Origin of the sequence: Nonomuraea sp. NPDC049695, assembly GCF_040674955.1 — a bacterium.
In the GTDB taxonomy this organism is placed as follows: domain Bacteria; phylum Actinomycetota; class Actinomycetes; order Streptosporangiales; family Streptosporangiaceae; genus Nonomuraea; species Nonomuraea helvata.
Map to the genome: position 1 here is coordinate 35,629 of NZ_JBFANV010000027.1, position 17,881 is coordinate 53,509.

The 17,881-nt window shown below is 70.6% G+C and carries 16 protein-coding genes; 8 read left to right on the plus strand and 8 right to left on the minus strand.

All coding sequences use genetic code 11. The features are described 5' to 3' along the window. The first annotated feature begins 11 nt into the window (after positions 1-11). The 3 genes from AB0J64_RS23570 to AB0J64_RS23580 are packed head-to-tail and all read left to right on the plus strand — an operon-like array spanning position 12 to position 4,188. Positions 12-2,918 carry a BTAD domain-containing putative transcriptional regulator gene (locus AB0J64_RS23570; RefSeq protein ID WP_364030331.1) on the plus strand — a complete coding sequence of 969 codons (2,907 nt, stop codon included), beginning with the start codon at positions 12-14 and terminating at the stop codon, positions 2,916-2,918. A gap of 35 nt (positions 2,919-2,953) precedes the next feature. Beyond that, positions 2,954-3,673, plus strand: a complete 720-nt coding sequence (locus AB0J64_RS23575; protein WP_364030334.1) for a methyltransferase — start codon at positions 2,954-2,956, stop codon at positions 3,671-3,673. 38 nt (positions 3,674-3,711) lie between these two features. Next, on the plus strand, positions 3,712-4,188 hold the full coding sequence (locus AB0J64_RS23580; RefSeq protein WP_364030337.1) for a hypothetical protein: 477 nt from the start codon (positions 3,712-3,714) through the stop codon (positions 4,186-4,188). An 18-nt stretch (positions 4,189-4,206) separates the two neighbouring features. Here the strand turns inward: AB0J64_RS23580 and AB0J64_RS23585 are convergent, their stop codons facing one another. From AB0J64_RS23585 to AB0J64_RS23595, 3 genes are read right to left on the minus strand one after another with little or no spacing between them, the layout of a single operon-like run. Further along, a complete protein-coding gene (locus AB0J64_RS23585; RefSeq protein ID WP_364030340.1) occupies positions 4,207-5,613 on the minus strand; it encodes an FAD-dependent oxidoreductase in 1,407 nt (468 codons plus the stop codon). A gap of 4 nt (positions 5,614-5,617) precedes the next feature. Next, positions 5,618-5,812 (minus strand): ferredoxin, encoded by a 195-nt coding sequence (locus AB0J64_RS23590; RefSeq protein ID WP_364030343.1) that lies wholly within the window; start codon positions 5,810-5,812, stop codon positions 5,618-5,620. 15 nt (positions 5,813-5,827) lie between these two features. Beyond that, positions 5,828-7,039 (minus strand): cytochrome P450, encoded by a 1,212-nt coding sequence (locus AB0J64_RS23595; RefSeq protein ID WP_364030346.1) that lies wholly within the window; start codon positions 7,037-7,039, stop codon positions 5,828-5,830. Between the two features lie 154 nt (positions 7,040-7,193). Between AB0J64_RS23595 and AB0J64_RS23600 the strand changes: the two genes are divergently transcribed. The 3 genes from AB0J64_RS23600 (at position 7,194) to AB0J64_RS23610 (ending at position 9,913) form a co-directional block, all read left to right on the plus strand. After that, positions 7,194-7,748 carry a TetR family transcriptional regulator gene (locus AB0J64_RS23600; protein ID WP_364030349.1) on the plus strand — a complete coding sequence of 185 codons (555 nt, stop codon included), beginning with the start codon at positions 7,194-7,196 and terminating at the stop codon, positions 7,746-7,748. 553 nt (positions 7,749-8,301) lie between these two features. Continuing rightward, the gene (locus tag AB0J64_RS23605; RefSeq protein WP_364030352.1) at positions 8,302-9,306 is read left to right on the plus strand and encodes a pectinesterase family protein; all 1,005 of its coding nucleotides are present in this window, start codon (positions 8,302-8,304) and stop codon (positions 9,304-9,306) included. Between the two features lie 139 nt (positions 9,307-9,445). Then, complete coding sequence (locus tag AB0J64_RS23610) at positions 9,446-9,913, plus strand: hypothetical protein (protein WP_364030355.1); 468 nt, start codon at positions 9,446-9,448, stop codon at positions 9,911-9,913. Between the two features lie 304 nt (positions 9,914-10,217). Here AB0J64_RS23610 and AB0J64_RS23615 read toward each other — a convergent pair whose 3' ends face one another. Then, positions 10,218-10,541 carry a hypothetical protein gene (locus AB0J64_RS23615; RefSeq protein WP_344988200.1) on the minus strand — a complete coding sequence of 108 codons (324 nt, stop codon included), beginning with the start codon at positions 10,539-10,541 and terminating at the stop codon, positions 10,218-10,220. A gap of 455 nt (positions 10,542-10,996) precedes the next feature. Continuing rightward, positions 10,997-12,037, minus strand: coding sequence for a glycerophosphodiester phosphodiesterase family protein (locus tag AB0J64_RS23620; RefSeq protein WP_364030358.1), 1,041 nt, complete (start codon positions 12,035-12,037; stop codon positions 10,997-10,999). 497 nt (positions 12,038-12,534) lie between these two features. Here AB0J64_RS23620 and AB0J64_RS23625 point away from each other — a divergent pair, with 497 nt between their 5' ends. Next, complete coding sequence (locus AB0J64_RS23625) at positions 12,535-14,265, plus strand: tachylectin-related carbohydrate-binding protein (protein ID WP_364030361.1); 1,731 nt, start codon at positions 12,535-12,537, stop codon at positions 14,263-14,265. An 82-nt stretch (positions 14,266-14,347) separates the two neighbouring features. Here AB0J64_RS23625 and AB0J64_RS23630 read toward each other — a convergent pair whose 3' ends face one another. The 3 genes from AB0J64_RS23630 to AB0J64_RS23640 form a co-directional block, all read right to left on the minus strand. Then, complete coding sequence (locus tag AB0J64_RS23630) at positions 14,348-15,349, minus strand: arabinan endo-1,5-alpha-L-arabinosidase (protein WP_364030364.1); 1,002 nt, start codon at positions 15,347-15,349, stop codon at positions 14,348-14,350. 159 nt (positions 15,350-15,508) lie between these two features. Further along, on the minus strand, positions 15,509-16,426 hold the full coding sequence (locus AB0J64_RS23635; RefSeq protein ID WP_364030367.1) for a transglutaminase-like domain-containing protein: 918 nt from the start codon (positions 16,424-16,426) through the stop codon (positions 15,509-15,511). Positions 16,427-16,563: 137 nt separating this feature from the next. Next, a complete protein-coding gene (locus AB0J64_RS23640; RefSeq protein ID WP_364030370.1) occupies positions 16,564-17,037 on the minus strand; it encodes an Rrf2 family transcriptional regulator in 474 nt (157 codons plus the stop codon). A 95-nt stretch (positions 17,038-17,132) separates the two neighbouring features. Here AB0J64_RS23640 and AB0J64_RS23645 point away from each other — a divergent pair, with 95 nt between their 5' ends. Next, a complete protein-coding gene (locus AB0J64_RS23645; RefSeq protein ID WP_364030373.1) occupies positions 17,133-17,876 on the plus strand; it encodes an NAD(P)H-binding protein in 744 nt (247 codons plus the stop codon). The last annotated feature ends 5 nt before the right edge of the window (positions 17,877-17,881 follow it).

Below are 17,881 nucleotides of genomic sequence, written 5' to 3' on the forward strand. Positions count from 1 at the left end.
TAATCACCGGCATGCGGTTTGCAATCCTGGGTGAGACCCGGGCGTGGCGTGACGACGGGGCGGAAGTGCCGCTGGGCGGCCCGGCCCGGCGCGCGCTGCTGGCCCTGCTGCTGGTCCGGCCCGGCGAGGTCGTGTCGGCCGACCGGCTGGCCGACGAGATCGACCCCGACGGGGCGCTGTCGGCGCACGCGCTGCAGTCCCAGGTGTCCCGGCTGCGCACGGCACTGGGCTCGGCGTCCTTGATCGAGCGTGCCGGGGCGGGCTACCGGATCGCGGCCGACGACGATGACGTGGACGCCTGCCGGTTCGAGCGGCTGGCGCAGGAGGGCCGGGCCGCGCTGCGCGACGGCGACGCCGGGCGGGCGGTCGCGCTGCTGCGCGAGGCGCTGGAGCTGTGGCAGGGGCCCGCGCTGGCCGGCCTGGCCGAGAGCCGCACCGCCCAGGCCGCCGCCGTACGGCTGGAGGAGCGCCGGCTCGGAGCGCTCGAGGACCGGATCGAGGGCGAGCTGCGGCTCGGCGAGCATCGCGCGGCCGTGGCGGAACTCCGCGAGCTGGTCGGCCGGCATCCGCTCCGGGAACGGCTGGCGGGGCTGCTGATGCGGGCGCTGTTCGCCGAGGGCGGCCAGGCCGAGGCGCTGGTGGTGTTCGAGGAGACCAGGCGGCACCTGGCCGACGAACTGGGCGCCGATCCCTCTGCCGAGCTGGTCGCGCTCCACCGGGAGCTGCTGAGCGCCGACCCGTCGCCGTCGCTCGCCGCGCCGCCCGCCCAGCTGACGTCCTTCGTCGGCCGTGCCGGGGAGGTGGCCGAGGTCGCCGAGCTGCTGCGCGTGGCCCGGCTGGTCACCCTGGCCGGTCCCGGCGGGGTCGGCAAGACCCGGCTGTCGGTCGAGGTGGCCGCCGTCGCGGCGGACGACGTGTGCTTCGTGGAGCTAGCGCCGCTCCGTGACGGCGCCGCGCTGGCGCAGGTGCTGCTGGGCGCGCTCGGCCTGCGGGAGAACGGCCTCCACCTGGGGGACGGCGGGCAGAATCCGGTCGATCGCCTCATCGGGGCGCTGTCGGACCGGCTGCTCCTGCTCGTCATGGACAACTGCGAGCACCTGGTCGAAGAGGCCGCCGCGCTGGTGGCGCGGCTGCTGGCGGCCTGCCCACGGCTGCGGGTCCTGACGACGAGCAGGGAGCCGCTCGGCATCATCGGCGAGAACCTCTGGCAGGTGCGGCCGCTCGACGACGAGGCGGCCGCGCGGCTGTTCACCGATCGGGCCCGGGCCGTGCAGCGTGGCTTCGCGGGCGACCCCCGGACGGTGCGGCGGATCTGCGCGGCCCTCGACAACCTGCCGCTGGCCATCGAACTGGCGGCGGCGCGGCTGCGTACGCTGCACATCGACGACCTCGCGGGACGGCTCGACGACCGGCTCGCCGTCGCGGCGCGCGGCAGCCGTACGGCCGACGGGCGGCATCGGACGCTCCGCTCGGTGGTGGCGTGGAGCTGGGAGCTGCTGTCCGAGCCCGAGCAGCGCGCCGCGCGGTGGTTCACGGTCTTCGCCGGTGGCGCGACGGCCGAGTCCGCGCTGCGGGTGTGCGGCACCGACGGCGAGACGCTGGAGTCGCTGGCCGACAAGTCGCTGCTGGAGGTCTCGGGCGGCCGCTACCGCATGCTGGAGACGATCCGCGCGTACGGGGCCGAACAGCTCGACGCGGCCGGCGAGCGTGAGCCGGCCCGCCGTGCCCACGCCCGGCACGTTCTGGAGCTGGTGCGGGCGGCGGACCCGCGGCTCCGGCAGGCCGGACAGCTGGAGTGGCTGGCGGTCCTGGCGGCCGAGCACGCCGACCTGCTGGCGGCCGTGCGCTGGGCGGTCGAGGCACGGGAGGTGGAGACGGCCCTGCGGCTGCTCGCCTCGGCCTCGACGTACCTGTGGATCCGCGGCGCGGCCGCCTCGGTGGCGCCACAGGCGATCATGCTGCTGAACCACTTGGGCGCTGCGGATTCCGTAGGCGCCGCGGTCCCGGACGGGCTCGGCGAGGAGTACGTGGCGTGCGTCCTGCTGGCGGCGTCCGGCGAGACCGGGCGGCCGGTGTGGCAGCGGCACCGCGCCCAGGCCGAGAAGGCGCTGGCCGCCGCGTGGTCAGGTGCCGAGCCGGGCCGGTATCCGGCCGTCCTGCTGCCCTGGATGATGCGGAACGCCAGTGAGGCGGACCCGCACGGCGCGTTCGCGCTCGTGTCGTCCCAGCGCGGCCGCTCGGAGCCGTGGGTACGGGCGGTGGCCGAGTACGTGTGGGGATTCGGGCTCCTCGGTGAGGGCGATGGCACGGAGGCCGAGCGCGGCTTCGGCGCGGCCGCCGAGGGTTTCCGTTCGCTCGGAGACCGGTGGGGCACCGCGCTGGCGCTGGACACGCTCGCGAGCCTGGCGGGCGCGCGCGGTGACCGCGCGACGGCCATCGCGCTCACCGACGAGGCGCTCACCCTCACCGAGGAACTCGGCGCCCTGGAGGACGCCGCCGACCTGCTGGTCAACCGGGGCGATCATCTCGCCGGCGATGACGCGGCGGCGGCCCGCGCCGACTACGCGAAGGCCGCCGACCTCGCCCGCCGCGCCGGCAGCGCCACCAGCCTGGCGGCCGCCGTCCGCGGGCTCGGTGACATCGCCCTGCTGGAGCAGGATCTGACCGAGGCGGAGCGGCTGTACACGGAGGCTCTTGAACGGATCGACCCGTACTGGATCAGAAGCCTCGGCAACCGGGTGCGCGCGCTCGCCGGGCTCGGCCGCGTGGCCGAGGCGCGCGGCGACGGCGCCGCGGCCCGGTCGCGATACCGGGAGATCGCCGAGTCGGCGGCCGTGATCGGGGCCTCCACCACGGACGCGCTGCGCCTGATGGGCCTGCCGGAAAGCCTCGTCGAGGCGGTGATTCTGCTGCGGTGAGCCCCGCCGGGGCGGCGATCGTCTAGGTTCTGGTCATGGGCCACCACGAGGAAGATCCGCACCCCGCCGGTTACACCCCCATGGTCGCTCCGGAGCAGGCCGAGCTCATCCGCCGCTGGCACGAGCGGGCCTACCAGGCCGCCAGGGCCGAGGGCGCCACCGAGCAGACGTTCACCTATCTGGGCAGGACCGTGGTCGTCCCGCCGCAGGTGCAGCCGATCACGGGGATGTCGCACCTGCTGGGCGAGGCCGTCCTGGCCGAGGTACGGGCGGGGGACCGCGTCCTGGACATGGGCACCGGCAGCGGCGTCAACGCCATCTTGGCCGCCTCGACCGCGAAACAGGTGCTGGCGGTCGACATCAATCCCGTGGCCGTCGAGGCCGCACGTGGCAATGCCGAGCGCAACGGCGTCGCCGACCGGGTCGAGGTCAGGCTCAGTGACGTGTTCGCCGACGTCGACGGGCGGTTCGACCTGATCGTCTTCGATCCGCCGTTCCGCTGGTTCGCCCCGCGCGATCTGCTCGAGGCCGCCACGACCGACGAGAACTACCGGGCCATGACCTCCTTCTTCCGCCAGGCCAGAGAGCATCTCACCCCGGCGGGCAGAATGCTGATCTTCTTCGGCAGCTCCGGAGACCTGGCGTACCTCAGGCATCTGATGGACGAGCAGGGCTTCGACGTGGAGGTCGTCGCCCGGCAGGAGCTGACCAAGGACGGCCAGTCGGTCAGCTACTACACCTTCCGCCTGACCTGACCCATGACCATCAGTCCCCTCCCGAGATGGAAGCCTGCATGACCGTCACTCCCGCGCAATTGCGTGCCTTGGCGAGCCGCGCCGAGGCGCTCACCGCCGAGATCAGGGAACTCTGCGGCAGCGCCCCTGCCGAACCGGCCGAGCGCGCCCACCTCCAGGCCGCCCTGCACGCGGCGGACTGGCTGGCCAGAGGCGCCGAGGACCTGCAGCACGCGGCCGAGGACCTGGCCAGGCTCAGGTCCCAGCCGCTGTGCGGCTTCGGATGGGGTGTCTGTCCGGAGCACGGCAACACCCTCTCCTCGCGCGCCGGCGTCGCCACGTGCCGGGTGTGCCGCCGTACGTGGAACTACGACCGGCTGGGCCAGCCGTGCCGCGAGCCGGTGACGTGGAAGGTGACCGATCCGGCCGGGACGGAGACGAGGATGTGCGACGGGCACGTTCTCGGCGCCCGCGCGGCCATGGGGGGCGCCACCTTCACCCGCCTCGACGCGGGGGCCTTCGACGAGCAGGTGTGACCCCTTGGTGGCGTTCCCTCAGGTGAGGGCCTGGCGGTGCAGGCGGGCGGCCTTGGCCATGTTCCAGCCCAGCACCCCGGTGACCGTGCCGTTGAGGCGGTAGAGGGCGACGAAGCGGTTCTGCTCAGGATCGCCCTCCACCACCTCGACGTCGGCGCCGGGGGACAGGTAGCCGTGGGCCTGGATCTTGACGTCGTACTGGTCGGTCCAGAAGTAGGGGACAGGCGTGTACGCGCGGTCCTCGCCGAGGATGTTGGCCGCCACGACCTGGGCCTGCTCGACGGCGTTGGTCCGGTTCTCCAGCCGCAGCCTGCGGCCGAGCTTCTCGTGGTGCCAGGAGGCCAGGTCGCCGACGGCGTAGACGCCGTCGGCGGCGCGCAGCCGGGCGTCGCACTCCACGCCGTCGCCCAGCGACAGCCCGCTGCCGTCTAGCCAGGCGGTCGCCGGGCGGGAGCCGATCGCCACCACGACCGCGTCGGCGGGCAGCAACTCGCCGGAGGCGAGGCGTACCCCCGTGACCCGGCCGCCCCCGGCGGTGAGGCTCTCGACGGCGAGGCTTTCGGCGGTGAGGCTCTGGGCGGTGAGGCTCTCGACGGCGACGCCGAGACGCAGCCGGACGCCGCGCTCGGCGTGCAGGCGGGTGAGCAGTGTGGCGGCCGGGTCGCCGAGCAGGTCCCCCATCACGGCGCGGCCCAGGCCGACCAGGGTGACGTCGAGGCCCATCCCGCGCGCGGTGGCGGCGACCTCGGCGCCCAGCACGCCCTCTCCCACGACCACCAGCCGGGGACGGTCGAGCAGGTGGGCCCGAAGGGCGAGCGCGTCGTCCAGGGTGCGCAGCACGTGCACGCCCGCCAGTCCGTCCTGGCCGGGGAGGCGGTACGGGGTCAGCCCGGTGGCCAGGACCACGGCGTCGGCGCGCAGGATCCGCCCGGACGCGGTCACCACCTCGTGCGCCGCGGCACCGCCCGCCGGTCCACCCGTCCGGCCGACCGCGATGGCGAGGCCCGCGAGCTCGGCCGCGGAGGCGGTGGCCGAGGCGGGATTCGCGAGCGCGGAGGCGGCGCCCGCAACCCCGGACGCGGCGCCCGGGAGTCCGGTGGCGGGGCCCGGGAGCCCGGACGCCGTCGCCGCGCCAGGGAGCCCCGGTGCCGTGGTCGCCTTGCGGGCCGCAGGGGTCAGCCGTACCGCCGGATCTCCCAGGATGAACTCGGCGCCCAGCTCGGCCAACTGGGCCTCGCCCCGCAGGCGCGCTCTCTCGCTCTCCCACACCCCGGACAGCACCTGCTTGGACAGGGGCGGCCGATCGTAGGGCAGGTGGGGTTCGGCGCCGAGGAGGGTCAGGCCGCCTTGGTGGCCCTTGCGGCGCAGCGCCTCCGCGACGGCCAGGCCGCCCGCGGAGGCGCCCACGATCAGGACGTCGGTCAAGAGGTCAGCCCTCCACGACGATCGCGGCGGCCGGGCAGACGTCGGCGGCCTCGCGCACCGCGGCGTGGTGCTCCTCGGCCGGGGAGGCGTCCAGCAGGATCACGATGCCGTCGTCCTCGCCCTGGTCGAACACCTCGGGCGCGAGCAGTACGCACTGGCCCGCGCCGCAGCACTTGTCGGCGTCAACGGTGATGTTCATCGGGGTTCCCTTCGATTACCAGGTGACCGGGACCTGCTCCAGGCCTCCGACCAGGAGCCCTTCGCGGCGGGTGAGGGCGTCGGCGGGCACGGCCAGCTCCAGCGTGGGGAGACGGTCGAGCAGCACCTTGAGCACGGTCTGCAGCTCGGTGCGGGCCAGCGACTGGCCGAGGCAGGCGTACGGCCCGGCGCCGAAGATCAGGTGCGGGTTGGGGGAGCGGGTCAGGTCCATCTCGGCGGCGTTCTCGAACGCGTCCTCGTCACGGTTGGCCGCGGACAGGCTGCAGACGACGGTGGTGCCCTTCGTCAGCGTGGTGTCGGCTACCTCCACCTCCTCGCTGATGTAGCGGGGGATGCCGAAGCCGAAGTTGGCGTCGTAGCGCAGGCACTCCTCGACCGCCGAGCGGATCAGCGTACGGTCGGCCACCAGCCGCTCCCAGCGGGTGCGGTCGGACAGCAGCATCGCGACCATCTTGCCGATCATGTTGGCGGTGGTCTCGTGCCCGGCGACCAGGAGTCCCTGGGCGGTCATCAGCATGACCTCCTCGGTGACCTCGCCGTCGAGCGCGCCGATCATCGAGATCAGCTCGCTGATCAGGTCGTCGCCAGGCTCGGCGCGCTTGGCCGCCACGTGGGCGCGCATATACTCGCTGAACTCGGCCTGCGCGGCGTTGATCTCGTCCTGGGTGTACTTGGTCAGGCTGAGCAGCGTGTCGGACCAGTACGCGAACCTGTCGCGGTCGGAGTCGGGCACGCCGAGCAGGTCGCAGATCACCCATACGGGCAGCGGGAAGCCGAGGGCCGTGACCAGGTCGGCCGGTGAGCCCTGCTTGACCATCTCGTCCACCAGGTGGCCGGCCATCGCCTCGATCCCGGGCTGCATGTTCGACACCCGCTTGGCGGTGAACGCCTTGCCGAGCGGTTTGCGCCACTCCCGGTGGGAGTCGTCCTTCACGCGGCTGCCGCCGGCGTTGCCGAACACGCCGCCGGACTCGTTCGAGGTGAGGTTGGCGGCGTCGTCGGTGACCAGGTGGTGGGTGAAGCGGGGGTCCGACAGCAACTGCTTCACGTCGGCGTACCGGGTGAGCAGCAGCGCCTGGTCGCCGCTGGCCAGCCGGATCGGCGCCACGGGACAGCCCTGACGCAGCTCGGCCCACTCCTGCGGCGGCTCCAGAGCGCTGGGTGCGGGGAACGGGTACGGCGGTACCTGCTGGGTGGTGTCGCTCACGTCTCCTCCAAAGGCATGCGGAACCAGGGGCCGAGCTCTAACCGGACAACGCTGTCCGGTATCACCGGAGCTTGCTGGCTCGGAAGATGTCGAGTAAAGGAGAAGTCAATGCTGAAAAATCGGACTTCGGTGTCCGGTTGCTATCGTTGCCGTCATGTCTGACGCGCGCCGTACGAACCGAGGCCCCGGCGCCGCGGCGCGCAACCGGGCGGCGCTGATCGCGGCGGCCCGCGAGGTCTTCGCCGCCGCCGGCTACGACGCGCCGCTCAGCGCGGTCGCCCGCGCGGCGGGGGTCGGCCAGGGCAGCCTCTACCGGCACTTCCCCGACCGCGTCAGCCTCGCCGTGGCCGTGTTCGAGGACGCCGTCAACGAGGTGGAGGCGCTGGCCGCCGAGCCCGGTGCCACGCTCGACGACGTGCTGGCACTGATCATCGAGCAGGCCATCGCCTCGACCGCGTTCATCGACATGGTCAGCGTGGCCCCTGCCGACCCTCGGATCGTCGCGGTGCGCCGCCGTGTGGCGGAGGTGCTGGCGGGCAAGCTCGGCGAGGCGCGGAGCGCCGGACGTGTCCGCGCGGACCTCACCGCCGAGGACCTGGTCCTGGCGGTGAGCATGCTCGCCGCGGCCCTGGTCAGGAGGCCGGCGCCCGCCCGGCGCGTCGCCGCCGCACGCGCGTGGACGCTGTTGCGCAAGGGCCTCGGGCCTTAGAACCGTCTGGCTGAAATGATTCGGGACTTTGCCCGAGCTCGTGGCGGTGAACATTTCATCGGCTGTGGCGCTTGCCTGGCGACGCTGCCGCAGTTTAGAGCCGACATCGGTGTACAGGCGCCCACAGAGCAATGCTCGCGCCTTGACTTGACCCGCTGCATCGGTATTCGCTACGCCTCGCGCACCGTCGCCACCAACCCTGAATAAGGAGGCATCGGAAGCCGCGAAACAATGTTAACGATAGCAAGCGCCTGACGTGGTCTGTTGCTCTTCAAGACGAAACTTGATCATCATCAGCCCATCGACCGTCCGCGCGCACTCGGCACGGAGGGCCCCGACGAACGCCGGATCGGGTCCCCGGGTGCAGCTGTAGGACTGCCACGGCAACAGCAACCAGCAGGGGCACTTCAACGCCTCCGGGACGGTCCCCAACACGGCCGGCGGGCTGCGCCCGGACATCAACGGCACGTCGAACACGGCAGGCGTGATCGCCCCGTCCGCCCGCCACCCTCTGTCGTCGGCAACATCCCCGAAGATCGATGAAAGGCCACACATGCAGCCGCTCGACAAACGCCGGACCACTGTGGTCGGCGTCGCCGCCTTATCCCTGGCCGCCCTCACGCTGACCACCCCGGCGCACGCCGCCACCACGATCACCGTGGCGGCTGACGGCTCCGGAAATTACACCACCATCCAGGCCGCGCTCGCGGCAGCCTCGTCCGACACGGTCATCAACATCAAGCCAGGCACCTACCACGGCCAGGTGTCCGTCCCGTCGAGCAAGCCCGGCATCACCCTGCAAGGTACGACCGGGAACGCGACCGACGTCGTGATCACCGGAAACACTCCCCAATCCACCGCCGGTGCCGCGGGCAGCGCGACCGTGCTCAACATGGCCAAGAACACCACAGTCAAGGGAGTGACCATCGCCAACACCTACGCCGCGCACGACAGTCAGGCACTGGCCCTGTACGCCGGCGGCGACCGGCAGGTCTACCGCAACGTACGCCTGCTGGGCTACCAGGACACGTTCCTGTCCTGGGGCGGCACCGGAAGCTCGCAGGTCCGCCAGTACGTGTACCAGAGCTACATCGAAGGCGCCGTTGACTTCATCTACGGCAACGGCGCCCTGGTCATCGACTCCACGACCATCCGCTCGCTGGACCGCGGCAGCACCAACAACGGCTACATCACCGCCGCGGCCACCAACTCCCGCAACACGTACGGCATCCTGATCACCAGATCGACGCTGGCGAGCTCGGCCGCGGCGCGGACCGTCGCCCTGGGCCGCTGCTGGCACGCCGGTGGCGCAGCCGACGCGATCGGTCAGGTGCTGATCCGCGACTCGACGCTGGGCGCGCACATCCGCCAAACCGGAGCCTGGCAGGACATGAGCGGCTTCTCCTGGAAGACGTGCCGGTTCAACGAATACAACAACAGCGGCGCCGGAGCCAGCACCGGCACCAGCGACCGCCCGCAGATGAGCAGCGCAACCGCGGCGAACTACACCCCACAGAAGTACCTGGCCGGCAGCGACGGCTGGAACCCGGTGCAGTAGCCCGTCGGCGTTCACCAGACCGCTCATCCTCACGCTCTCCGTCCATGAGGACATCGCCAGGTGAACCGAGGGCGCGTCATCCTGGTGCCAACCGAACGCGCGTGGTGAACCCGGCACGCCTGGCGTTCGTCTGAGGAATGTGCGTCGACTCGCTTTGCTGACCCTTCTGCTCGCCGCCGGCTGTTCGTCCGAGGCGGTGTGTACCGCGATCGGCACCCCTGTCGGTGTGGCCCTGCACATCGCAAGGCCGCTCGCCGCCGAGGTGAGCGACGCCACGATGGAGGTGTGCTGGGACGGTGCCTGCAAACAGGTCGGCGTCGAGTTGAGGCCGTCCACGCGGGCGGCCAGGGAGACCTGTTCCGGCGACAGTTGCAGGGCGGAGGAAGTGCAGACCGGCGAGAAGAACGGGTTCGGTGACGTGGCGGGGCTGCCCGAACGGCCGGTGACGATCCGGCTGACGCTGCGTGGAGCCGGCGCGAAGCCGCTGCTGGAACGGAGGCTCGAGGTCACACCGAAGGGGCGTTTCCCGAACGGCCCAGAGTGCGGGGAAGGCGGCCCCAACGTTGTCCTCACGGTGGCGGCGGACGGGTCGGTACGAGAGAGCTGACAGTGATCGGTCTGCGAATGTCCTGGTGTCAGGCCGCCTGTACGACCCGTTGCTGAGGGCCCTTCCTCCAACGGCCGCACTGAAGCCGGCAGCCTTGCTGAAACAGGCGCCACCCCGCCCGGGAGACCCGGATGGGGTGGCGTGGGTCGGCGCCAAGCCGACCGGGACCAGCTCGGGACGGGACCAGCCCGTGCCCAGGACTCCCCAGGGAGCCCGTCCGTCGGCCGTGGGCGCCTTGGTCAGCGGCCCGAGCTGGAGGAAAATGCTGTGGAGCACGGGAACGGTCGGCCCGCCGATCTATCGGTTAGCAAATGCCCCAGACCGGGTTCCAGAGCTTGTTGTAGTAGCGCGTGCCCTTGTAGTAGATCCTGAGGCCGCACGGCTTGCGCGCGCTGCCCCCCTCGAAAGTGCGCGTCCGCTTGGCGTTGATCAGCTTGTAGCCGGAGTCGGGCCCGGTCTGGATCATGTTGACCTTGACGCGCCCGGCGCAGCCGTTCCTCACCTTCAGGTAGCGGGTGTTGCCCTTGACCCACGTCGTGTGCGTGACGCACCTCAGCTTCGCGTCGGCGCTGGCGGCTGCGTTGGCCGGGGGCGCGCCGCTGACGAGCGTGCCCGCGATTCCGGTCATCAGTGCAGCTACTACCAGTTTCTTTCGCATAACTCCTCATCGTTCCACTTTGAGGGATAAAAGCCGCTCAGGAGGCTAGCATGATCGTCATGACACAGTCGGTGCGAAAACGCCACATCACCGCGTTAAGGGGGGCGGACCAAGCACGGGGAAAGGGGGCAGTGAGCCACTGAACCGCTGGTCAAAAGGGTTTTGATCGTCAGCAGATGTGACCCTCCGCATAGGTTTGGTTGCGATTTGGTGAACAAGGCGGTTCGGCGTGGCGCTCCGGTCTCGGCATCTCGACGCCGAAACCTCTCGACGCCCCGACGGCCACGGGCGGGAATGGCGGTGCCCAACGCTCGCCTGGAGTGACGACGCCGGACTCGTAGGCCAGGACCACCGACAGGAACAGATCGGCCCCGATCACGGCATTGGACGCCCCCCGCGCCAGGCCGGGGAAGACCTCGGAGGGGTCAGCGCGTTGCGTAGGCCTTCGGCAGTCGCATGCCACGGTCAGCCATGATCTGTCGGACGCGGTTGGGATAGTCCGTGATGATGCCATCGATGCCCATGTCCATGAGGGCCTCGATGGTCGCGGGGTCGTCGCAGGTCCAGGGGATGACCTTCAGGCCACGTGCGTGCGCCTCGGACACCATCGTCGAGTCGACGTAGAAGCGGAAGCCGGGGTCGCTGATCTTTCCGTTCTGCGGGAAACCGTACACGGGAGACAGCGCGGTGACACCTGGGATGCCGGCGGCGGCCTTGACGAAGTCGCCGCCGAAGTCGTCGGCGTCGATCCCGCCGAGCCACGGCGAGGCGCCGGGCTTGCCGACCTGGAGGAAGTCGTAGTTGGTCAGCGCCACCAGTGGCCAGGACGGCGCCAGCCGGTGCATTTCCGTCAGCGCACCCCAGTCGAAGGACTGGATGGTGACCTGGTCCTCGATGCCAGAGGCGTGGATCTCCTCGTACACCCGGCGGACGAACAGCTCACGCGGCTGGGTCTGCTGCGGCGCGCCCGCCTCGACCTTGGTTTCGATGTTCAGTTCGACCTGCTTGGCGTGGAAGCTCTCGACGAGGTGCAGCACGTCCTTGAGCTCGACCATCCGGAAGCCGTGGATCACCTCCTGCTCGGGGAAACCGGGCAGCTGCTGGTATCCGCAGTCCATGGTTCTGATCTGGGCGAGGGTCAGGTCCTTGATGAACTTGCCGACGTAGGGGTACATCGGGTCGCCCGGTGTGACTGGAGCGGTGTCGCGGCACTTCTGGGCACTGATCTGCCGGTCGTGATTGACGACGACCTTCTCGTCCTTGGTGACATGGGTGTCCAGCTCAAGGGTGCTGACCCCGAGGCGCAGGGCCTTGGTGAAGCCCTCCAGCGACTCCTCGGTGGTCAAGCCGAGGCCACCTCGGTGGGCCTGCAGGTCGAAATGGGTCTTCTGGGGCAGCGCACCGGGATCAGCGGCGGTCGACGCGTGGGCGGCTGCCGGGGCGGCAAGTGCCGGCAAGAATGCCAAGCTTGCCAGTGCATGGCGAAGGTACACGGGAGGCTCTCCTCAGGCAGGTCAAGATGACCTCGCGAAGGTAGATCGTCCGCGGACCCGCGCTACGGCCGTAGCGTGATGGCGTCGTGAACGTTCGCCGAACGCTTCCAGCGACGCCTGGAGGCCCGCTGCCTCGCCGACAAGTGCCAAGCCATCGGCAAGCTCGCGACCCTCAGTGGATCAACGGCACTGGCCACCCCGCCCTGCGAGCACAACCACCGCGGGGCGTTGCCACGTTTCCAGCCCCTGTGTGAATCTCCGACATCGCCTCGCGCGTCAGCACACTCGCGGGAGAAGGTGGCCGCCGGCGCTGCGGACAGAACCTCTCCAGGGGACTGACGCCGGCCAGCGGGTCGGCGGCGGCAGGCGGCGGTGGAAGAGCGACATCCGTGAGATCATTTTCCCCGGATCAGTCCGGCGGCGTTGACCGTGCGGAATCCGTCCCGGCGTGCGATCGAAGGGTTGTGGACATGCTCCGTACACACCTGGCCGTCCTGGCCGCGGCAATCGTCGGAGCCTCCCTGCTGTCCACGATCGATCCGCGACCGGCGGTGGCCGCCTCCGCCCTGACCTGCTCGGCGGTCGTGCCCGTGTACGGCATCGATGGTGAGGGCAAACTGCGCTGGTACGGGCACCGCGCCGGTGCCTCCGGCGAGGATTCCTGGGTCGCCGACAGCGGCAAGGAGATCGGCTACGGCTGGAACACGCTGGCCAAGGTGTTCTCCGGTGGCGACGGCGTGATCTATGCGGTCGATGGCGACGGGGACCTGAAATGGTACCGTCACCTGGATCCGGCGACCGGAGAGCGCGGCTGGGCTCCTGGCGAGCGCACGGTCATCGGCCACGGCTGGGGCGACTTCGTGGACATCGTGTCGGCCGGCTCCGGGGTCATCTACGCCCTTGACAAAGCCGGAGACCTGCACTGGTACCGCCATCTTTCGCCGACGACCGGCGAGGCCCGGTGGGCGCAGGGGAGCGGCAAGGTCATCCGCTCGGGCTGGACAGCGATCACCACTCTGGTGACCGGGCGCGACGGCACACTGTACGGCGTCAACACCAAGGGACAGATCCGCTGGTACGACCACACCGATCCGGCCACAGGCGGCACCGCCTTCGGCCCGGGCACGGGACTGGTAGCCGGTGAGGGCTGGGGGGATTACCGCAGTCCGTCCGGCGCCGGAGCGGGAGTCGTCTACGCGCTCGACGCGTCCGGCCGGATGTGGTGGCAGCACCATGCCGACCCCCTGGCCGGGGCACCGGTCTGGCAGGACCGCCACCCCTTGAAGGACGGATTCGCCTCCTTCACCACCCTGTTCGCCGACGCCACCGCCTGCTCGCCGGGGCAGTCCTTCACCGGTTACGCCCCCGGCAGATCCGGACAGGACCTCTACTACAGCCAAGGCCGGGTCGGCGCTGTCCTGACGGAAGGCGCCCGAACTGCCGTCACCTACGGTCAGCAACGTAAGTTCGCCGAGACGACGACCGAGGCGACCGTCTCGACCCGGGCCTGGGTCCGCCTGCTGCCCGGCCCATGGTCACCCTCCGAGCCATGGGCGGCCTCATGGCCGGCGGCCAACATCGCCAGGACCGACGAGGATCTGCTGGATATCGCCACGCAGTACCTCGCGGGCGCCCCCGCCAAGGTCCGCGATGGTGTGCGCTACGCGGGCGATGCCCACTACGGTCCCCTGCTCCCGGACGGCACCCGGGAAGAGGGCTCGGACTTCAACGACTACCTCGGTCTCGCATGGACCTACGACGACAAGATCGACCCCCCGGAAGCCCGCCAGAAGGAATCGCTGGACTGTTCCGGTTTCGTCAGAATGGTCCTTGGCTACCGCGGCGGATACCCTCTCGGCATCGGCGACACGCTGAGCAAGTCCGCCCTTCCCCGCCGAGCCGTACAGATGGCCGATGAGAACGCCCCGGGGATCACCGTGATCGACGGTGGAACGGCCAAACCCACGTCCTACGCGGACCTGCAGACGGGCGACCTGCTGTTCTGGGACGCCAGCACGGACGACGGCACAGCCCTCGACCACGTCGGCATTTATTTGGGAATCGACTCCACCGGCAAACACCGGTTCATCTCCAGCCGCAAAACGGTCGACGGTCCTACGCTGGGCGACGAAGGCGGCCCCTCAACCCTCGACAGCGCCACCCTCTACGACCGTTCATGGCGCAAGGCCAAGCGCGCCTGACCTCTGCCGTCGCCGAGCTGATCGCCAGAAGCCAGGCGGCGCTACGACTCCTCGGCACCTGATGCCCGGTGGCACTCCGCGATCAGTAGACGAAGGGCCAGCCCGCGCTGTCGTATCCGAGGAGGTTGATGCCGAGCAGCGAAGCGCCGTTGTCGGCGTAGTAGTGGTAGAAGAGCACCTCGGCGTCGACGTCGGGGATCACCGCCTGGTGGCCCGGCCCGTGGATGCTGCCGTGCCCGGCCAGGACCTGGGTGCCGCCGCCCGAGGTCATGGCGACGCCGTTGCGGTCCACGTACGGGCCGGTGATGCTGGCCGAACGGCCGACCATGATCCGGTAGGTGCTGCTCGCACCCTGGCAGCAGGCGTCGAAGGACACCCACAGGTAGTAGTACGAGCCGTGCCGGAAGACGAACGGCGCCTCGATCGCGGTGGTGCCGCCGGTGCGCTGGGCCAGGCCGGTGATCGAGGTGCCGAGGCGCTTGCCGGTGGCGGGGTCGAGCTGGATGAGTTTGATCCCGGTCCAGAAGGACCCGAAGGCGAGCCACCAGCGGCCCTGGGCGTCCACGATGAGGTTGGGGTCGATGGCGTTGTAGTTGCTCGACGACGTGGTGGAGATGATCAGGCCCTGGTTCGTCCAGGTGCCTGAGGCGCCCGTGGGGCTGGTGGCCAGGAAGATCGCCGAATTGCGCGAGCCGAACGTCGAGGCCGAGTAGTAGAGGTAGTACCGCCCGTTGCGGTAGGAGATGTCGGGCGCCCACAGGTTGGCGCTGCCGCCGGTGTAGGAGGTGGTCCACGGCGCGCCGTTGGGGAAGGCCACGCCGGCGTTGCGCCAGGCGGTCCTGTCGGTGGACGTCTTGATCGCGATGTTGTTGCCGGTGTGCACCAGCAGGTACGTGCCGTCCGGCTTCTTGACCACGCTCGGGTCGTGCACGCCCACGTCACCCGTCACGCGGCCTGGCCCGGGATAGGACAGCGGGGGAGTGGTCGGTGTGGCGAGGGGCTCGGGTAGAGGCGGGGCCGCCTGCGCCGGTCGTACGACGGAGGCGGCGAGCAGAAGGGCGACGGCGAGAGCTCGTTTCCACATGTCGGGATCTCCTAAGAGATGGGCCGGATGGGCCACTGTCGGCAGGCGCTGTTGAGCCGGCTCCAAGAGGGATGTGAGCGTTAACACCCGACCGTCGTCGCTCACCTGGGAGGTGTCAAGCGTGCCTGCCACCCACGCAGGTCGTCGGGCGTGAAACTTTCACCGGAGCTCGCGGAGGGTCACTTCGCGAGGGCCGTTGAAGGGGGTCCGTGACAGCACCGTTCGCGGTATCCGCAGCCGGTCCTCCTGGAGATACATCGTCCTGGCCTCGGCGAAGTCCCCTTCTCCGGCCGTCGCCTTCGCGATCCGGTCGTAGAACTCCCGGTCCGATTCGGTGATCCCGTGGTCGATGCCGGCTATCGCGCCCCAGACATCCCAGACCAGCGGTTCCACCTTGTTCAGGGTGGCGATGTCGAACAGCAGGTTCGCGGCCACGAAGTTCTCCCCGGATGTGATCCCGTCCGGGAGCTTGAGCCCGAACGTCGCCGGGTCCGCCTCGCCCGCGCGGATCGTCTGCCAGGCGGTGCCGGCGTCCATGAAGCGGGCGCGCGGGATGTCGACGGGGTCGAAGTCCACGTCGAGCGGGCCGGCGATCACGGGATCGGTGAGCTGCGGGTCGGCCAGGCGCCATCCGCGCCGCTCGTCCCAGTACTCGGCGATCATGTGGTCGTAGTGGAAGCCGTCCCGGCCGAAATAGTCGGCGAACCCGTACCGGACCCGGGCGGGGGTGCCCTGGTGGCGCAGGAACGAGCAGAACAGCAGCGCGAAGTCGCGGCACGTGCCGACGAAGCGGTCGTGGAGGGCGCGGGGCCGCGTCAACGGGGCGTCGTCGCGCTCCACGATGATGGCCAGGATGTCGTCGATGTAGCGGGTCTCGGCGTCGTTGTGCAGCCGCTCGCGCGGGATGTCGTAGCGGTAGTCGCGGCCCTCCCATCGGTGGATCATCAGGTCGCGGGTGACGCGTGCGAGCCGGGCCGGGTCGGAGGGCAGGTCGGCGTAGAGCGCGGCGAAGGCGCCCGGCGCCGAGAAGCTGCTGTGGGTGGCGTAGAAGGCCGCGACGCCGGATAAGTCGGACATGTGGTCCTCTCCAAGGTGCTCGGGTGGGCGGGGGTCAAGCGAGGGCAGCCGGAGGGTGGCTGATGTCGGGACGGTGGCTGGTGGCGGGAGGGTGACTGGTGGCGGGAGGGTGGCTGGTGTCCGGACGGTGGCTGGTGTCAGGACGTGCCCGCGAGGCGTGATCGGGTGCGGGCCGGCGCCGACGGCGGCAGGGAGGCGAGGATGTCGGCGAGCGAGACTCCGGTCAGGCTGCGCCGCCACGCGTCGTGCGCGTCGGCCATCTTCTCGGCGAGGACGCAGGTGTTCCGGCAGTCCTCGGGCGGCAGCGCGCCGCGTCCCCGCCGGCGGATCTCGCGGCACTCGTACGGTGAGGACGTGCCGTCGACGGCCTCGACGATCTGCAGGAGCGTGATCTCCGAGGCGGGCCGCGCGAGCCGGAACCCGCCCCGCGGGCCGGTCGTCGCGGCCAGCACGCCGGCCTTGACCAGCGCCTGCAGCTGCTTGGCGAGATAGGGCGCGGGAAGGTCGTAGTACTGCGCGAGCTGTGCCGTCGACGCGGTGACTCCCGGCTCGAGCTGCGCCAGCGTCGTGGCGCAGTGCAACACCCATTCGGTGCTCACAGGCAGCTTCACGTACCCGAGCTTATCGCAGATATTGTGGACCTATAAGGTCCATGATAGCGTCCGTCCGCCAACGAGACGGCGCCCACAAGACAGGGGAGATCATCATGCGGATCGCAGTCGCCGGCGCGACCGGGAACATCGGGGCCCTCACTGTCGCCGCACTCGAACGGGGCGGGCACGACGTCGTGCGCGTCAGCCGTTCGCTCGGCGTGGACCTGGTGACCGGTGACGGGCTCGACGACGCCCTCACCGGCGTCGAGGCGGTCATCGACGTCACCAACGGGCCGGCCACCGATCCGGCGGAGGTGGTGGCGTACTTCGGCGCCGCCACGCGGAACCTGCTCGCCGCCGAGCAGCGGGCGGGCGTCCGTCACCACGTGCTGCTGTCGATCGTCGGGATCGATCGGGTCGAGGGCAACGCGCACTACGCCGGCAAGCGGGAGCAGGAGCGGCTGGTGGCCGCCGGCCCGGTGCCGTGGACGATCGTCCCGGCCACCCAGTTCCACGACTTCGCCGCGATGGTGGCGAGCTGGACCCAGCAGGACGGCGTGGCCACGATCGCGCCGCTGCTCGTGCAGCCGATCGCGCCCGCGGACGTGGCCGACGTCCTCGCCGAGATCGCGGTGGGCGACCCGAAGGGCCGCTACGCCGACGTGGCCGGGCCTGAGACGCAGGACCTGGTCGACATGGCCCGGCGCACCAACCAGGCGCTCGGCCGAGAGGTGAAGCTCGTGCCGACGTGGTCGGGGCTGTTCGGCCCGTCGATGGCCGGCAACGTGCTGCTGCCCGGCGAGGGCGCCCGCATCGCGCCGACCACGTTCGACGAGTGGCTCGCCGCTCAGCGATAGGGCCG